The following is a 14089-nucleotide window of genomic DNA, read 5'->3' as shown; positions in this document are numbered from 1 at the left end:
TGTTGCTTTTATGCAACACAAGAGGTGCGTGATGCTGACACTCGCGTTGTTGACCCTGGCTGCCGTTCAGGATGCGCCACCGCCGCCGTCGGTCAATCTGGTTGTGCCTGCCGGCCCCTGCAAGCCCACGATCGACGGCGTCGCCGTCACGCTCGATGGCCTGCGCGCGACGACGGCACGCTGGGCCGTCACCAAGCAGGAAGTGCGGTTCGAGCCGGACGCGAAGGCCGCCGAGTCCTGCATGCAGGATGTGCTCAAGATCCTCGCCGCGGCTGGGGCAGGGGAGCGGTTCCCGATCGCGTTCGTGGACAACGAAGCCTTCACCGGGGTGGAGGGCGGCTGACGCCCGGCGCTCAAGGGCAATGGCGAGGCGAGAGCGGACCCGTTTCGATGCTTGCGGCGCTGCTGCGGCGGCCGCTACTCTGATGCGGTGAAGTACGCCGCTGCTTCCCGCCTGCCTCCTGGCGCACCCCTGTGGATGCGGACGGCTGGGTTCGGCTCTGCGATCTTGCTGCATCTCCTGGCGTTTCTGCTGCTGTTGTGGCTGTGGGCACCGGTTTCGCCGACTGCGCGCCCCGAACAGCGCAGGCTGACGCTCTGGAAGCTTCCGCCTCCGCCTCCACCGCCACAACCTCTTCTGCGGCCCGCCGAGCAGCGCGTGCCTCAGCCGCAGCCGCCGCCGGCGCAGGAGATTGCCGGCGGCAGCCGGGGAGGGAGCCCTGCTGCTTCCTTACCCGCACCGCAGGCTGTCGAGCCCCCGCCATTGCCCCTGGTGCCAATGCGCCCCGCGGCACCCGCGCCCATCGCGGCACCGTCGACCGGGACCGGCGGTTCGACGGGCGATGCCAACGGGTCTGGGGCAGGCGCCACGGGAACCGGGAGCGGGAGCGGGGATGGCACGGGCGTCGGCAATGGGCGCGGCGGGGCGGAACCTGCAATCACGGTAGCGCGCTGGGTCCGGCGCCCCGGCTTCCAGGAGTTGAACCCGTCGATCCCTTCAGAGGTCCGCAAGCGCGGCATCTCGGGCACGGCCTATCTGGTCTGCCGGGTCCAGAGGAACAAACACCTGCGCAACTGCTCGGTTCTCAAGGAGACGCCGGCAGGAAGCGGCTTCGGTGCGGCGGCGCTGGCGGCGTCGCCCAAGTTCCGGATCTATCCGCCGGAGGTGGACGGTAAGCCGTCCGATCTGGCGTGGGTGATCGTGCCGATCGAATATCATTTCCAGAAGTAAGGGGCGGACAACGCGCCCCTCGAAATGCCGGGCTGCGACGACGCGATGATTTCGTACGACGAGCCGCGGTTTTCGTTGTCAGCCAGTTCGCGAGCCCATAGGCTCGTGCTTTCCGCTCCGATCGCGAGGTTTCATGTTCCGCTCCTTCGCCTATGCCCTTGCCGCTTCCACTGCACTCGCCAGCGGCTCTGTCGCCTGGGCCGCGCCCCTTTCGGCGCAGACGGCACCGGCGTCCACGGCGCAACTGCCGGCCGCGCCGCTCGCGGAGCTCATTCGTCCGGTCGACATTCCCCATGAGAAGTTCACGCTGCCCAACGGCCTGACCGTGATCGTCCATACCGACCGCAAGGCGCCGATCGTCGCGGTCTCGACCTGGTACGACGTCGGCTCCAAGCACGAGCCCAAGGGCAAGACCGGCTTCGCGCACCTGTTCGAGCACCTGATGTTCAACGGATCGGAGAATGCACCCGGCGATTTCTTCGCGCCGCTGCGCGAAGTGGGGGCGACCGACTTCAACGGCACGACCTCGTTCGACCGCACCAACTATTTCGAGACGGTGCCCCGGGCGGCGCTCGACCGCGCGCTGTTTTTGGAAAGCGATCGCATGGGCTATCTGCTCGGCGCGATCACGCAGGGCGTGCTCGACGAGCAGCGCGGCGTCGTCCAGAACGAAAAGCGCCAAGGCGATAACCAGCCCTATGGCCTGGTCAAGTACAAGATGACCGAGGGCCTGTTCCCTGCAGGCAGCCCGTACCATCACTCCGTGATCGGCTCGATGGCGGATCTGGATGCGGCGAGCCTGGAGGATGTGAAGACCTGGTTCCGCAGCCATTATGGCCCGAACAACGCGGTGCTCGTGCTCGCCGGGGACATCACCGCGGCAGAGGCGCGGCCGCTGGTGCAGAAGTATTTCGGCAGCATCCCGAAGGGTCCGGAGTCGGCGCGTCCGGCCATCACTGTGCCGACGCTCTCTGCGCCGAAGGTCGAGACGATGCGCGACCGCGTCGCCACCACCCGCGTCATGCGCATGTGGGCAGTGCCGGGCATGGACAGCGCCGATGCGACCGCGCTGGACGTCGCGGCAGGAGCGCTCGGCGGGCTGGGCAGCTCGCGGCTCGACAATGTCCTGGTACGGCAGGAGAAGCTGGCGGTCTCGGTTTCCGCCTCCAACCAGACGCTCGCGCAGGCGGGCATGTTCGTGATCAGCATGGACGTGCGCCCGGGCGTGGATGCGAAGCTTGCCGCACAGCGGCTGGACCAGGTCGTGGCCGACTTCCTGCGCACCGGCCCGACGGCGGAGGAGGTGCAGCGGGTCGCCACCGTCACCGTCTCCGGCACCGTCGCGGGCCTGGAGGCGGTCGGCGGCTTCGGTGGCAAGGCGGTCGCGCTTGCGGAAGGCGAGCTCTATCTGCGCGATCCCGACTATTACAAGAAGCAGCTCCAGCGGCTCGCCGCGACGACCCCGGCGAGCGCCAAGGCGGCGGCCACCAAGTGGCTGTCGCGCCCGGTCTATGCGCTGACGGTGGAGCCGGGCGCGCGCGACGCCTATGAGGAGACGCAGGCAGCGCCCAAGGTGCCCGCCGGCAACACCGCGCCCACGCCCGCGTCGGCGGAAGGCCCGGCAAAGGGTACCCGCGGGGCGATGCCGGCGGTCGGCCAGGTGCAGGACCTGAGCTTCCCCGCCATCCAGCGGAGCCGCCTCTCCAACGGCATCGAACTCGTCTACGCGCAGCGCACGGCTGTGCCGGTGACGCAGATCGCGATCAGCTTCGACGCGGGTGCGGCCGCGGATCCGGCGGGCAAGCTCGGCACCCAGGCGCTGACGCTGGCGGTGATGGACGAAGGGACCACCACCCGCAATTCGGTGGCGCTGGCAGAGGAGCAGGAACGCCTCGGCACCCGCATCTTCTCCTCGAGCTCGCCGGACCTGACCTATATCGGCCTGGGCGGGCCGAGCGCGAACCTTGCCAGCAGCGTGACCCTGCTCGCCGACGTCGTGCGCAACCCTGCCTTCGCTCCGGCGGAAGTGGAGCGGCTGAAGGCGACGCAGCTTGCCCGCATCGCACAGGAGATGACGAGCCCGGGCGGCCTGGCGAGCCGCGCGATGCCGCCGCTGCTCTATGGCAAGGACTCGCCCTATGCGAAGCTCGCCGCCGGCAGCGGGGACCCGGCCGCGGTTCAGGCGCTAATCCGCGACGATCTCGCCGCCTTCCACCGCGCCTGGCTGCGCCCGGACAAGGCGAAGGTCTTCGTCACGAGCGATCGGCCGCTCGCCGAGGTGCAGGCGGCGCTCGAGAAGGGCTTCGGCGACTGGCGTGCAAGCGGGCAGGCGGGCGTCAAGAACTTCGCCTCCGCGCCCGTGCAGGCCACTCCCAAAATCCTGCTGATCGACCGGCCGGATTCGCCCCAGTCGTTGATCTATGGCGCGCAGCTGACGGCGGAGAAGGGAACCGACGACCTGCTCGCGCTGAACACCGCGAACGATGCGCTGGGCGGCAACTTCCTGTCCCGGATCAACATGGACCTGCGCGAGGAGAAGCACTGGTCCTATGGCGCCCACGGATCGGTGAACCAGCTGCCCAACGCGGTGAGCTATGTGATCTCGGCGCCGGTCCAGGCCGATCGCACCGGGGATTCGATCGCGGCCCTTCAAAAGGACGTGCGCGAGTTCCTGACCACCAACGGCATGACCCAGCAGGAGTTCGACCGGACGATCACGGGCGAGACGCGCGAGCTGACCGGCCGGTTCGAGACGTCGGACGCGGTGCTGAACGCAATGATATCGAACGACCTGCTCAAGCGGCCTGACGACTATTACGCGACCATCACCGACAAGTACCGCGGCTTCACCCTGCCGCAGCTCAATGCAGCCGCTCGCAAGGCGCTGCGCCCGGACCGCTTCGTCTACGTCGTGGTCGGTGACGCCAAGGTCGTCCGGCCCCAGCTTGACAGCCTGGGGCTGCCGGTCGAGGTGGTTGCAGCACAGCCCGCAGCAAGCGCGCAGGGCAGCAAGTAGGAGAGCGTAGCATGGCAGATATCGACGGCAGCTGGGATACGGTGACCAAGACGCCGCTGGGCGAGCAGCAGGCGACGCTGACCATCCGGCAGGAAGGCAGCGGCTTCACCGGCACCTATTCCGGCGCGATGGGCTCGGTCGACATCGAGAACGGCCAGGTCGAGGGCGACACGCTGCGGTGGAAGGTGTCGGTGACCGTGCCGATGCCGCTGACGCTCGACTGCACGGCGCGGATCGAGGGCGACACCATCACGGGTGACGTCGGCGCCGGTGCATTCGGCAGCTTCCCGATGACGGGAACGCGCGTCGCCTGACGGCGCAGCCGTACGCGCATACGAAAAAGGGCCCGCTTGCCAGTTCGGCAGGCGGGCCCTTTTTCATGGATGCGGGATCCTATTCGACGATCACGACCGGGATGCGCCGGATCGGGCGGCCTTCCTCGGCCATTTCCTTGCGGAAATCATGTTTGGCGTCGGCGATCTCACGCCGATACTCGGCCCAGGCATCCTCCCGGTCCGCTTCGTCATCCGCGCGCGCCAGGTCCTTGCGGAGCTCACGCTTCGCTTCGCTGATGTCGGTCTTGTAGTCGAGGTAATGGGAATTCGCGTCCGAGTAGATCGGCGCCCGGCTCCGGTCCCCGGCGAGGGCGGGGGTGGCGAGCACGGTTCCGGCGGCGGCAAGGGCCAGCATGGTCTTGTACATGATACGCTCTCCTGATGGCACCTGCCGCAAACCGGCGTCGCCAAGCGGGAGTTCCGCTGTTGCCGCCAGCGGTGCCGTGGCTGCGCCGAGCCGAAGCAATCGGGCTTTACAAATGCAAAAGGCGTGATTGCCACATCTCGGCCACCTTTCGGCGGCTCCCCTGCCGCAGTTGGCGCGCTTTGTTCACCCCCGCGTCAGGAACTGTTGCCGAAAGGCCACTGGTTCCAACTGAGTGGCGCCGCGAAACGATCGCGGTGCAACATTCCTGATGCTGGCCGGTTAACGGAGCCTCGGATAGCCGGCGCACCAACGACACCGGATCCAAACGAGTAACAGAGGTACAGAGTATGCGTAAGTTCACGCTTGCGGCCGCCGCCGCCGCCGCCTTCGTCGCCATGCCGGCTTATGCGCAGGACGAGGCCCCCGATGGCTCGCGCGCGTTCGGCATCGATCCGTATGTCGCCGTGCTGGGTGGCTGGGAGCAGTTCGACAACGAGCCGAACGAAGCAGGCATCCCGGCCGCGACCCGCGGCCGCCTCGACGGCAGCCTGGTTCAGGGCATCGTCGGCTTCAACGTGCCGCTCGGCCCCGTGTTCGTGGGCGCCGAAGGCAATGTCGCCAAGGGCATCTCGGGCGACATCGACTGGGAGTATGGCGTTGCTGGCCGCGCGGGCGTTCGCGCTGGTGAGAGCGGCCTGATCTACGGCAAGGTCGGCTACCAGTGGGTGAACTTCGCAGCGTTCGGCAAGGACAGCCCTGACTATCACGCCATGACCTACGGCCTCGGCTTCGAAGTCGGCCCGAAGGACATCGGTCTCGGCGGCATCACCGACAACGCTGGCATCCGCCTCCGCGCGGAAGTCACCACCTTCGGTGACGCCCAGAGCCTCCGCCCGATGGCGGGTCTGGTCGCGCACTTCTAAGCGCGATCGTGTAACTGCGTACCGGAAGGGGCGGGGTTCGGGATACCGGACCCCGCCCTTTCTGCGTCCGGAGGATGCGAACGCCGGCCGTCCCCTGGCCGGCCGGGCGCCGGGGAGCTATCCTGCGGCCCATGAAGCTTCCCACCGTCCACACGCCAAGCCTTGCCATTCACGACAGCAGCGCCCGTTTCCCCGTGCGCCGCATCTATTGCGTCGGCCAGAACTATGCCGAGCATGCCCGTGAAATGGGCAATGATCCCGATCGGCAGGAGCCCTTTTTCTTCTCGAAGCCGGCCGATGCGGTCGTCCCGACCGGTACGGTCATTCCGTTCCCGACGCGGACTCAGGACCTGCACCACGAGGTGGAACTGGTGATCGCGCTAGGTGCCGGAGGATGCGACATCCCCGTGGAAGAGGCCGAGCAACGGATCTTCGGCTGCGCAGTGGGCGTCGACCTCACCCGTCGCGACCTTCAGGCGGTAGCCAAGAAGGCAGGACGTCCGTGGGACATGGCCAAGGGCTTCGACCAGTCGGCGCCGATTGGCACCCTTGTTCCGGGGCCGGTGCCGCGGGACGGTGCGATCGCGCTCGCGGTGAATGGCAGCCCGCGGCAGTCGGGCAGGCTTTCCGACATGATCTGGGCACCCGCCGAGATCGTCGCGATCCTTTCCACCTACGTCGAACTGGCGCCCGGCGACCTGATCTTCACGGGCACGCCCTCCGGAGTCGCACCCCTGAACCGTGGAGATGCCGTCGAGGCTGTTGTGGAAGGGCTGCCGCCGCTCACCTTCAAACTGGTATGAAGGTCCCGCGGGAGCAGACACCCTGCTCCCGCGGGACGGGCGAGCCCGAACGCTCGCCCGCGTAGCTCAGAACCGGAAGCGAAGGCCCAGAGAGTAGACGCGCTCCAGGTAGAGAACCTGGCGGGTGTAGGTGTCGCCCGCATCGTTGAACTCGCGCGTCCGCTTGATCGGATTGCCCAGCAGATTCACGATGTCGAAGGCGAGGGTGACACTGGGGATCGGCGTGACGGTGGTCGAGAAATCGAGCTGGCCGCGACCTTCCTCGATCACCGGGCGGGTGCGTGGGGTGCCATCGGCACCCACGTCCAGTGCCTCGACGCTGTAGTAGCTCACGAAGTCCGACCGGTAGTTATAGGCGAGGCGCGCCGAGAAGTTGGGCTTCTCGTAGAGGCCCACCAGGTTGCCGGCCCACTTGGACACCCCGGTGAACCGCTGCTGCTCGCCCAGCACATTGGGGGAGCTTGCGAGACCGCTGGCGAGATCGCCCTTCGAGTCGATGTAGGTGCCGTTGGCCTGGATGCCGAAGCCCTTCATCCACTCCGGGATACCGTCGATGTCGAGGAAGCTGGTGAACGACACCTCGGCGCCGCGGAAGCGGGTGTCGCCCGTGTTTTCCGGCAGGTCGAGCCGCGACGGGCCATAGCCGATGTCGACCGGCGAAATCGCGACGCGGGAGATGAAGCCCTGCGCGTCGCGCTGGAACAGCGCGCCCGTGAGCGAGCCCGAGCGCGAGAAATACCACTCCAGGCTGATGTCATAGTTGTCGGAAGTGAGTGGCTTCAGATTGGGATTGCCGCCGGTGATGGTGCGCAGGTTGCTGTTCGGGGCGCACTGCGGCAGCGACGGGTCCTCCGTGCACTCGGGCGGGATCGTGGGGGGCGGGCCGACGGTGAGGGTCGGATTGAGGTCGAAGAAGTTCGGCCGCGTCCGCGTCTGGTTGTAGGCCAGGCGCAGTTGAAGCTCCTCGTTGAAGCGCACGCGCGCGCTCACATTGGGGAGGTAATCGGTGTAGTCGTTCTTGGCCGTCGTCGGAACGAACGTCGGCGTCGTGGCACCGCCGGTTTCGTCGCGGATGAAGCCGCTGATCCGGGTCTTGGTCTTGATCGCGCGCAGGCCGAGGAGACCATCGACGGTCATCGAGCCGCTCAGGTCGAACCCGTATTTGATCTGCGCATAGCCGGCGAGCGCCTTTTCGTTGGCGCGAAAATTCTCCGTCGGGTTGAACTCCGGCGGACCGGCGGGTGCCTCGAAGAAGCTCCGAAGTTCGGCGATATTGTCCCTGAGGCTCTTTGCCGACACCCCGGCGAACCTGCGGATCGGGAACGTGTCGTTATAGGTGAACGCCGGCTGCGTGGGTTCGACCGTCACGGGCAGGCTGGAGATCGGGATCCGCAGGTCCAGCACGTTGGTGCCGCCGATCGTGTTCACATACGGCGCGCCGCGGTCCCGCGTCGCATCGCGATCGTTGTAGCGCACGCCGAACTGGACGCGCTGCAGGAAGCCCCCGTCGAATTCATACTGCACGTCCCCGCGCGTCTGGATGTCCTTTCCGCTGACTTCCAGACGCTCCTGGAACAGGCCGCGCGCGATGAAGTTCGCGGGGTCGGTCACGTCGAAGTCGACGAACTCGAAGCTGGGGCCGCCATCCTGGCCCGGCGACTCGAAGACGACGTTGCGCGCCGGGGAGCTTGCAAAGGCATAGTCCAGGTTGATCAGGTTGAACGTGTATTTGCTGTCCGTGTAGGCCACGTCGCCGGAGATCTGGAGGCCGCCGCGACGCCAGATCGCGCCGCCGCCGACCTGGAACGTGTCGGTATGGCCCTGGGCAGAGGTGTAGTAGCCGTCAGGGGCATTGGCACCCACAACGGTCGCGCTCTGGGCAATGTTGCCATTGCCTTCTCGGGTGGTGAGATTGTTCAGCTGGAAGCCGGCGCCGCCGAAGATCGGCACGAACATCCACTGATTGGAGTCCTTGCTGCGGAAACCCTGGTAGAGGCCGTCCGCGTAAATCTCCAACTCCGGCGTCGGCTTCCACTGGAATGCTGCGTTGGCCGATGGGCGGAAGCGATCGCCGTTGCTGGTGAACCGGCCCTGCGCATCGGGATAGCGGATGCCGGCACCCGCCGCAGGGGCGTTTGCGGCAGTGGTCGTACCGATCACGAGCGACTGTTCGCGCGTCGCATCCAGATAGTTCAGTCCGACATAAGACGCGTTGACCAGCAACCCGATCTCACCCGCGCCGGTTTCCCAGCGATTGCTGACCAGCAGGTTCCCGTTCCAGGTAAGCTCGCTGGACTGTTCCCAGTTCACCCCGTTCAATGAGCCCGAGACCTCGAGCCCCTTGAAGTCGAACGGCTTGCGGCCGCGGACGTTCACCTGGCCGCCGATGCCGCCCTCGATCCGGTCGGCGGTGCCGTTCTTGTAGACTTCCAAGGCGGCGACGGTGCCCGCCGGAAAGTCCTGGATCGCCACGAAGCGCCCTTCGGCGGTGAAGATCTCGCGATCGTTGTAGGTGGTGGAGAGGTCGGGCAGGCCGCGAACCTGAACCCCCGCCGCCTCGCCAGCGCCACGCGTCACCTGCACGCCCGGAACCCGCGCCAGCGCTGCCGAGGCGAAGGTGTCGGGAAGCTTGCCGATGTCCTCCGCGACGATGGCATCGACGATCCCGTCCGCATTGCGCTTGATCGCGGCGGCGCTTTCCAGGCTCCGGCGCACGCCAGTAACGACAATGGCGTCGCCGGCGGCTTCATTCGGCTGCGTCGGCGCCGTGACCGGCACCGGATCGGGCGTCGATTGCCCGGTGGTCGCCTGGCCCGCCGCGGGTGCCTGCACGTCCTGGCCCCATGCCGCTGGTGCGCTCGTCAGCAGTGCGAGCACGGAAGTGGTGACGCAAAGACGCCTTCCCTTGATCATACATCCTCCCCAGGATTGTCATTATGGCGGCTTTGGCCGCTCGCTTAATGTCGGACAATAGGACGCCAACACTTGCGGATTTGCAAGTATCCAAGACCGTGTCGCTACAGGAAAACTTGGCTGTTGCTATTCTGACACAGCTTCACTGACGTCAGGGCATCGTACGAGTCCAGCTGCGTTCAAGTGAGGTTCTTTTGATTGTCTCTGACATCAACGTTCAGTTCGTTTGAAACGGATAGACAAGCATCCAGCTTGAACCCAAGTCCGCTGGCCTGAAGGTATGAGGTAGCTAAACTCTCCCCATAGTCCGTTGGCCGAAAGGGGGGCGAGGGAGGTGCTACACCATGCTTGTAGGTCTTGCCGGGTCCCGCAGGAATATGCGCAGCGATCATCGCATCGTCGCATTGAACTTGTTGCGCAGTCGCCGGGAGGCACGAGAACCTTGCTCCGTGTCTTACAAGGTCCCAAGCGCGGGGAGAACTCGGCTGGGCGTAGCGGCATAGCGTCGGCTTCGATTGCACCACTCGCTTCATGGTGCCGTCCTACGGAAGCTGCGATGGGCGCTGCGTTCGGGCGAGTAGGTGTGCGGCGGGGTGCTGCCCCCACTCCGCCGCACACCGCGTCGGTGGCAAGCGGCGGACGTCGCAGCCAGGATGATTCAGAGCGGGCGGGCCGTGGCCGCTAACTTGCCGACGCGGCTGCGGGGGAGGGCCCGAAGCTTCGGCCGCAGGGGTATGGCTGTCACGCCTGACTCGGCCGGGGAGGATGCCGCCGATCTCAGGGACGAACCTCCAGCCGACGTGGATCGTGTCCGCGCGCTCTCGGGGCCGCAGCAGCTTTCCGCCTTGGCCGATCGTTCAGCCGCCGCGAGCCATATGGCACGGGGGGAGGAGCTCACCGGCACCCTCAGGGTGACGCAGGAAGAAAGCGTCGGTCGGGAACCGCCGCACAGCCGGGATTTGCGCACAGCGACCCGGCAGGCTGTGTCCGACGAGCCATTCTGCCCTTCGCTCTTCCACGGGCTGCGCGTGGTCCACGTCGTCCGGCAGTTCGCGCCCGGCGTCGGCGGGATGGAGGATTATGTCCGGCAGCTCGCGCTCCAGCAGCGCGCGGCCGGCATGGGGGTGCGGATCGTGACCCTGGATCGCATCTTCGATCAACCGCAGCAGGCGCGGCTGCCGGCACGGGAGTGGATCGACCGGCTGGAGGTGCAGCGGCTGCCCTGGTGGGGATCCAAGCGCTACCCGATCGCCCCCGGCGTGCTCCGCGCGCTCAAGGATGCCGATCTGGTGCATGTTCACGGGGTCGACTTTTTTTGCGATTTCCTGGCCGTGACGCGCGGGCTGCACCGCAAGCGGCTGGTGCTGTCGACACATGGCGGTTTCTTCCACACGCCCTTCGCGGCCCGGGCCAAGCGATTGTTCTTTCACCACGTCACGCGGCGCAGCCTGCGGGGCTTCGCTGCCATCATCCCCTCCAGCGTCAGCGACGAGGCGCAGTTCCGCAGGATCCGGGCGGAGGGACTGGAGACCGTGGAGAACGGCGTCGATCTCGCCAAGTTCGACGGCTGCGCCGATCCGGCCGCGCGCACCATGATCTATTTCGGCCGGCTCGCGCCCAACAAGGGGCTGGATCAGCTGATCGGCTGGTTCGCGGAGGTGCATCGCCAGGACGCATCCTGGCGCCTGATCCTGGCCGGTCGACCCATGGGGGTGGAGCCGGACGCGCTTACCGAGCAGGCCCGGCAGTCCGGCATGGCGGAGGCGGTGGAGATTCATCCCTGGCCCGGCGATGCCGAGTTGCGCGGGTTGATCGGGCGCAGCAGCGTCTATGTCTGCGCTTCGGCCTATGAGGGGTTCGGGATCGCGGCGGTGGAGGCGATGGCAGCCGGTCTCTATCCGGTGCTGAGCGACATCCCGGCCTTCCGGCGGACCCTCGCGCGGGCGGATTATGGCACCCGGACCCGCTTCGCTCCCGATCCCGACAGCGTGGCGCAAACGCTCGCCGAAGTAGACGCGGGGCTTCGGGCGGCACCGGATGCGGACGAGCGGCGACGCCGGCTGGCCTCCTTCGGCTGGACGGGCGCGGCGGATGCGATCGGCGGCATCTACCTGCGTGCGCTGGGGCGCAGCCGCCGGCGCATCGGGCAGGTCTCGGTGACCGTGTCCTGCCGGCGCGAGTTCCTGCGCCGGATCGACCGGTGCCTTTCCAGCCCTGCACGGCGTCCGCTGTTCGTGGCATTCTGCAACGCCCACACGGCCAACACCGCACAGCGCGATCCGGCCTTTGCCGCCGCGCTGGCCCAGGCGCTGGTGGTCAACGACGGGATTGGCATCGACCTGGCAAGCTCGGTGCTGTTCGGAAGACCGTTCCAGGAGAACCTGGCCGGCACCGACCTGGTGGACCAGGTGCTGGAGCGTGCGGCAGGGAGCCTGCGCATCTTCCTGGTCGGCAGTGCGCCCGGCGTCGGGGAGCAAGCCGCCCGAGCTCTGCGCGAACGCGCGCCTCGGCACCGTGTGGTCGGCACCGCCCACGGCTTCTTCACCGATGCCGAGACGCCCGAGCTCATCGCCCGGATTCGCGCAAGCACCCCCGATCTGGTGCTGGTGGGGATGGGGCATCCGCGCCAGGAAATCTGGTGCGCCGCCCATCATCGCGAACTGGGGGCGATCACGATGGCGGTGGGTGCCTATCTCGACTTCCTCGCCGGAGAGGTCCGTCGCGCGCCCTACTGGGTGCGGAGGGCCCGGTGTGAATGGATGTTCCGGCTCGTGCAGGAACCGCGCCGCCTTGCCCGCCGCTACCTGATCGGGAATATGCGGTTCCTCGGGCGGCTGTTGCTGCAATGGTATCGCGGCACCCGCATCTGACAGACCGGGTAGGCCGTGCCAGAGGTGCCGCGCTTGCGGAGCCGTGACGGGATCGAGGGGGGCAACCCCCGGAGGTCGAGGCGCCTGACCCAGCGCGCTGCCGCGATCGCAGGTTCCGCCGCGCCGCGTTGACTGCTGACGCCCGTGTTGTCCCGCTCCGGCTCCCGGTTCCCGAGGCGCCGACCCCGAACCCATTTGTATCGCCCGCCGAACCAGCGTTCCCGGTCAACGGTGCCGATGGGCCTGGGCCTGGGCCGGGGGCGGGGGGGGCGGGTTGTCCGGGGCGGCGAGAAGCGCGAGCACCCAGCACCCGGCACCCGGCACCCAGCACCCAGCACCCACGACCCAGGGGCAACTCTGCTCCACCAGAGCGCGCTTCATCTCGCGGTGAAGCAGTCGGCTTTCGTGACCGAAGAGGCAGCGGTGGCGTCGAAACCGGCGCGTGTTCCGGCGGCGGAGGCACGACGCGAGGAGCGGCTTCGAAGGGAAGGCCGGTGCGATCTTGCGGACAAGGACCCTCCGCACCTGGGCGTCCGCTGCCGCGTGGCGCCTTGCAGCCGGTGCTCAACGCGGCCGGACCGCGTTCTCCGGGCCGGACCTCACGAGGCGGGTGGCGATGGACAGGTAGAAATCGCAGACGTCGGCGACATCGTCGGCGGTGATGATCAGGCATTCCCCGACCGGAAACTGCTTGAGCGGCCCGCTACGATCGGGTGCATCGGCCCAGCCGACCGTGAGCCAGGGAGAACCTGCCACGTCCCCGCGCGTCACCCTCCCGCTGCAATAGAAAAGGCAGTCGCGGGCCCGCCCCAGCGCGCGCAGCCGCGCATGCTCGCCGCCCGGCTGCGCCGCGCCGGTCAGGAGCGCGCGCAGCTTGTTCGCGGTGTTGCGCTCCGCAGGGGAGGTTCGCTGCCCGGCTGCGATTGCCACCTCATCCACCAGCACGTTCAGGAAACGGTCTAGCTCGCGAAGTCCGTTGCCGATCACCTTGGCGCGGTAGCGGCCGAGGATGGGGGCGTGCGCCTGCAGAGGCTCGGCATAGAGGCCCGCCGCAAGGAAGCGGGCGCCCCGTCTCAGCGTGGCTTCTGCCCGGGCAAGTGGTGCATGCGTCAGGGGAGTGCTCGACATTCGGCTGGTCAGCCGCCCGTAGCACGCCCGGCGATCGCCTGCTCGACCGCGGCGAGGCCCGTGTCGCTTCCGACCGCGAGATCGAGCGGGCGGCCGTCCAGCACCGGATCGTGAGTGTTGAGAAAGGCGATCGCCTCGTCACGGCCGCCGAGCATGCGGAACGCCATCATGGTCACCCGACCTTGGCGGTCGGCCTCTTCCGCCGACAACCGCGGCGCCTTGTAGCGGCTCACGAACTGGCGGCGTTTCGGCCGTTGGAGCGAGTCCGTCGGCGCCTCGGCCTTTGGCGTTGCGACATCCGTGCTGGAAATGTCCGTCATCGTTCACTGCGCCTCGATGATCGGCGAGGTCGCGCCGAGGTGAACCCGCAGCGCGTCGATGCGAACGGCATATTCGTTTGCCAGACGCCGATGGGCGAAGCGTGCCTCGCACCCTTCCGCCTCTTGCGCCCGCATCAGGGAAACTTGGTGGCGTGCCAACAGGTAATTGAGATCCATGGCAGT

Annotated in this window: 12 protein-coding genes; 7 read left to right on the top strand and 5 right to left on the bottom strand. The window is 67.4% G+C overall.

The window, feature by feature from the left end:
- Positions 1 to 31 precede the first annotated feature (31 nt).
- From ABDZ92_RS01185 to ABDZ92_RS01170, 4 genes are all read left to right on the top strand, one after another.
- Positions 32 to 343, top strand: coding sequence for a hypothetical protein (locus tag ABDZ92_RS01185; protein ID WP_125961650.1), 312 nt, complete (start codon positions 32 to 34; stop codon positions 341 to 343).
- A 636-nt stretch (positions 344 to 979) separates the two neighbouring features.
- Positions 980 to 1231: a TonB family protein gene (locus ABDZ92_RS01180; RefSeq protein ID WP_165890080.1), complete on the top strand. Its 252-nt coding sequence runs from the start codon at positions 980 to 982 to the stop codon at positions 1229 to 1231.
- A gap of 133 nt (positions 1232 to 1364) precedes the next feature.
- Positions 1365 to 4247, top strand: coding sequence for a M16 family metallopeptidase (locus tag ABDZ92_RS01175; protein WP_125961648.1), 2883 nt, complete (start codon positions 1365 to 1367; stop codon positions 4245 to 4247).
- An 11-nt stretch (positions 4248 to 4258) separates the two neighbouring features.
- A complete protein-coding gene (locus ABDZ92_RS01170) occupies positions 4259 to 4561 on the top strand; it encodes a hypothetical protein (RefSeq protein ID WP_125961647.1) in 303 nt (100 codons plus the stop codon).
- Positions 4562 to 4640: 79 nt separating this feature from the next.
- Here ABDZ92_RS01170 and ABDZ92_RS01165 read toward each other — a convergent pair whose 3' ends face one another.
- Positions 4641 to 4949: a hypothetical protein gene (locus tag ABDZ92_RS01165; protein WP_125961646.1), complete on the bottom strand. Its 309-nt coding sequence runs from the start codon at positions 4947 to 4949 to the stop codon at positions 4641 to 4643.
- 347 nt (positions 4950 to 5296) lie between these two features.
- On the opposite strand from ABDZ92_RS01165, the gene ABDZ92_RS01160 reads away from it, so the two are divergent.
- Together ABDZ92_RS01160 and ABDZ92_RS01155 are read left to right on the top strand one after the other, a co-directional pair.
- Positions 5297 to 5872 (top strand): outer membrane protein, encoded by a 576-nt coding sequence (locus tag ABDZ92_RS01160; protein WP_125961645.1) that lies wholly within the window; start codon positions 5297 to 5299, stop codon positions 5870 to 5872.
- A 131-nt stretch (positions 5873 to 6003) separates the two neighbouring features.
- Positions 6004 to 6675 (top strand): fumarylacetoacetate hydrolase family protein, encoded by a 672-nt coding sequence (locus tag ABDZ92_RS01155; protein ID WP_125961644.1) that lies wholly within the window; start codon positions 6004 to 6006, stop codon positions 6673 to 6675.
- Positions 6676 to 6741: 66 nt separating this feature from the next.
- On the opposite strand, the gene ABDZ92_RS01150 is transcribed toward ABDZ92_RS01155, so the two are convergent.
- A complete protein-coding gene (locus ABDZ92_RS01150; RefSeq protein WP_125961643.1) occupies positions 6742 to 9588 on the bottom strand; it encodes a TonB-dependent receptor in 2847 nt (948 codons plus the stop codon).
- A 983-nt stretch (positions 9589 to 10571) separates the two neighbouring features.
- Between ABDZ92_RS01150 and ABDZ92_RS01145 the strand changes: the two genes are divergently transcribed.
- Positions 10572 to 12458: a WecB/TagA/CpsF family glycosyltransferase gene (locus ABDZ92_RS01145; protein ID WP_164521319.1), complete on the top strand. Its 1887-nt coding sequence runs from the start codon at positions 10572 to 10574 to the stop codon at positions 12456 to 12458.
- A gap of 564 nt (positions 12459 to 13022) precedes the next feature.
- On the opposite strand, the gene ABDZ92_RS01140 is transcribed toward ABDZ92_RS01145, so the two are convergent.
- The 3 genes from ABDZ92_RS01140 to ABDZ92_RS01130 are packed head-to-tail and all read right to left on the bottom strand — an operon-like array spanning position 13023 to position 14083.
- Positions 13023 to 13586 (bottom strand): hypothetical protein, encoded by a 564-nt coding sequence (locus tag ABDZ92_RS01140; protein WP_125961959.1) that lies wholly within the window; start codon positions 13584 to 13586, stop codon positions 13023 to 13025.
- Between the two features lie 8 nt (positions 13587 to 13594).
- Complete coding sequence (locus ABDZ92_RS01135) at positions 13595 to 13906, bottom strand: antitoxin Xre/MbcA/ParS toxin-binding domain-containing protein (protein WP_125961961.1); 312 nt, start codon at positions 13904 to 13906, stop codon at positions 13595 to 13597.
- A 3-nt stretch (positions 13907 to 13909) separates the two neighbouring features.
- A complete protein-coding gene (locus ABDZ92_RS01130) occupies positions 13910 to 14083 on the bottom strand; it encodes a hypothetical protein (RefSeq protein WP_164521337.1) in 174 nt (57 codons plus the stop codon).
- Positions 14084 to 14089: the final 6 nt, after the last annotated feature.

The organism is Sphingomonas molluscorum (genome assembly GCF_039522995.1).
In the GTDB taxonomy this organism is placed as follows: Bacteria; Pseudomonadota; Alphaproteobacteria; order Sphingomonadales; family Sphingomonadaceae; genus Sphingomonas; species Sphingomonas molluscorum.
Note: the sequence above shows the minus strand (reverse complement) of the source record. Positions and strands in the feature narration are given on the sequence as shown.

What these genes read in the sequence shown, in the direction of transcription:
- ABDZ92_RS01185 (WP_125961650.1), top strand. Translation starts at nt 32, where the DNA reads ATGCTGACACTCGCGTTGTTGACCCTGGCTGCCGTTCAGGATGCGCCA.
- ABDZ92_RS01175 (WP_125961648.1), top strand. Translation starts at nt 1,365, where the DNA reads ATGTTCCGCTCCTTCGCCTATGCCCTTGCCGCTTCCACTGCACTCGCC.
- ABDZ92_RS01170 (WP_125961647.1), top strand. Translation starts at nt 4,259, where the DNA reads ATGGCAGATATCGACGGCAGCTGGGATACGGTGACCAAGACGCCGCTG.
- ABDZ92_RS01165 (WP_125961646.1), bottom strand. Translation starts at nt 4,949, where the DNA reads ATGTACAAGACCATGCTGGCCCTTGCCGCCGCCGGAACCGTGCTCGCC.
- ABDZ92_RS01160 (WP_125961645.1), top strand. Translation starts at nt 5,297, where the DNA reads ATGCGTAAGTTCACGCTTGCGGCCGCCGCCGCCGCCGCCTTCGTCGCC.
- ABDZ92_RS01155 (WP_125961644.1), top strand. Translation starts at nt 6,004, where the DNA reads ATGAAGCTTCCCACCGTCCACACGCCAAGCCTTGCCATTCACGACAGC.
- ABDZ92_RS01150 (WP_125961643.1), bottom strand. Translation starts at nt 9,588, where the DNA reads ATGATCAAGGGAAGGCGTCTTTGCGTCACCACTTCCGTGCTCGCACTG.
- ABDZ92_RS01140 (WP_125961959.1), bottom strand. Translation starts at nt 13,586, where the DNA reads ATGTCGAGCACTCCCCTGACGCATGCACCACTTGCCCGGGCAGAAGCC.
- ABDZ92_RS01135 (WP_125961961.1), bottom strand. Translation starts at nt 13,906, where the DNA reads ATGACGGACATTTCCAGCACGGATGTCGCAACGCCAAAGGCCGAGGCG.
- ABDZ92_RS01130 (WP_164521337.1), bottom strand. Translation starts at nt 14,083, where the DNA reads ATGGATCTCAATTACCTGTTGGCACGCCACCAAGTTTCCCTGATGCGG.